This is a genomic window from Neorhizobium phenanthreniclasticum (assembly GCF_040066075.1).
Classification (GTDB): Bacteria; Pseudomonadota; Alphaproteobacteria; order Rhizobiales; family Rhizobiaceae; genus Neorhizobium; species Neorhizobium petrolearium.
In genome coordinates this window covers 1-822 of record NZ_JBEAAL010000092.1, presented here as the reverse complement: position 1 = coordinate 822, position 822 = coordinate 1, and the positions used below count along the sequence as shown (strand labels likewise).

At 61.9% G+C, this 822-nt stretch carries 2 protein-coding genes; one reads left to right on the top strand and one right to left on the bottom strand.

The features are described from left to right. The coding region (locus ABK249_RS33855) for an IS4 family transposase (RefSeq protein WP_348864932.1) at positions 1 to 661 on the top strand (661 nt) is incomplete at its 5' end. On the opposite strand, the gene ABK249_RS33850 is transcribed toward ABK249_RS33855, so the two are convergent. Next, positions 612 to 822: hypothetical protein (locus tag ABK249_RS33850; RefSeq protein ID WP_348864931.1), on the bottom strand; the 211-nt coding region annotated here is incomplete at its 5' end. The genes ABK249_RS33855 and ABK249_RS33850 overlap by 50 nt on opposite strands.

Below are 822 nucleotides of genomic sequence, written 5' to 3'. Positions count from 1 at the left end.
CCAGATGGCCGGTTGCGCGACCAGCGAGGTCACGCTCGCCAAGGCCGTCCTGGCGTGCCTTGAGCCGGACATGTTGTGCCTGGCCGACCGGTCCTTCTTCGGCTTTGAGCTGTGGAGCCTGGCGCGCGACAGCGGCGCCAACTTGTTGTGGCGGGTGCGCAAAAATATGCGCCTGAGCCCTGACAAGCGCCTGCCGGACGGTTCCTGTCTGAGCCGCATCTATCGGTGCGAACGCGATTGGCGCCATAAGACCAACGGCGTTCAAGTCCGCGTCATCGACTATCGCCTCGACGGCGTTACCGGGGCGGAGCCGATCTACCGGCTGGTGACCAGCCTTCTCGATCATGAGGAGGCGCCGGCCAAGGAGTTGGCCGCACTCTATCACGAACGCTGGGCAATCGAGACCAGCTTCGATGAACTCAAGACCCATCTGCGCGGCGCCAGGATCGTGCTGCGCAGCCGCACGCCCGATCTGGTACGCCAAGAGTTTTACGGCCTCATCATGGCCCACTTCGCCATTCGCGGCTTGATGCATGAAGCCGCCCTGTCAGCCGATGAGGACCCCGATCGGCTTTCCTTCATCCACACCGTTCGCGTCATCCGCCGCAAACTCACCGTGTTTGCCGCCATTCCCCCCTCGACAACGCCGCGCCTTTCATGACGCCGTGCTCGCCGAAATCCTGCAAGAGCGTGTGCCGCTCCGATCGCATCGCCGCAATAAGCGCGGCGTCAAACGCAAGATGAGCAACTTTCCCCTGCGACGACGAACCGATCCACCACTGCCGCCAATCGATATCAAACAAGCCATCAAAATCATTAACT